1 pseudogene is annotated in these 1,018 nt (G+C 66.6%); it reads right to left on the bottom strand.

What is annotated here, in order from left to right:
- A pseudogene (locus tag E8D38_RS27865) lies at positions 1-1,018 on the bottom strand (hypothetical protein); the annotation flags it as partial.

Below are 1,018 nucleotides of genomic sequence, written 5' to 3'. Positions count from 1 at the left end.
ACCTGCGCCGTCGTAGACCTTGTGGCTCCAGTGGCCCGACACGTCGAGGTTGGCCACCGCATCGCCGAAGGCGTTGTAGACCGTGGTGGTGGACAGCGGGAGCAGGCCGCTTTCGTACCGCGCGGCCTGCCCGGTGGTGGACAGCGGATCCCGGTGGCCTTCGTAGGCACGCACCGCCGGGTAGATCACACGCACCTGGTGGCCCGCAGCGTCGTACTCGTACGTGGTCGTGCGTTGCTCGGTCTTGCCAGGGGCCTCGGTGCGCGTGAGCACGTTGCCCAGCGCGTCGTAGGTGATGCGGGTGAGGATCCTCGGCAGCGTGTTGGAGCCCGCGCCGGTCCCGCCGGATTGCGGCTCACCGCTGCTCGCTGACGTCGACAGGTACCCGATGATGCCCTCGCCGACATAGCCGTTCGCCTGCGCCGCCGAGGATTCGGCTGCGCTGGCGGTGTAGAAGTGCTCGCCGGTTGCGGGGTGGAACAGCCGGTACATGGGAGCCCTGTCGGCCCCGGGGCTGCTCCACAGATGGCCCTCGACGCCTTCGTACACCCATCCTTGAAGGACGAGCTGATACCGCTCGGAAGTGCTCGTCGTATAGAGATGGTGGCTGATCGCCGGGTTGTAGAGCCTGTGCAGCTCGAGATCGCCGGAGCCCTGGCCCACATAACCGATGACACCTTCATCAATCCAGCCGTGGTCGTTGACCATCGAGTCGCGTTCGGCCTTGCTGTCGGTGTACAGGTGCTCTCGAAGGCCTGGGCTGAAGAGCCGGTACAACGGCACGCGCGACGTGGTTGGCTCCTCGCCCGGCACGGCAATCGGCTGCGCCGCATGGGGAGCCGACTCCAGCCACTCCTCCACCATGCGGCCCGCCGCGTCGTACTCATAGCGCCAAGTGTTGCCGTTCTTGTTGGTGAAGGTCTTCCGGTTGCCCAGGCCGTCGTAGGTGAACGACTCACGCCCGCCTTCGGCATCGACGCTGGTGAACAGCCGCCCGGCGGTGTCGTAGGTCCAGGTG

The organism is Methylibium rhizosphaerae, from assembly GCF_006386545.1.
GTDB lineage: Bacteria > Pseudomonadota > Gammaproteobacteria > Burkholderiales > Burkholderiaceae_C > Pseudorivibacter > Pseudorivibacter rhizosphaerae.
The sequence above is the reverse complement of the archived record's forward strand: the minus strand, read 5'-3'. Positions and strand labels throughout refer to the sequence as shown.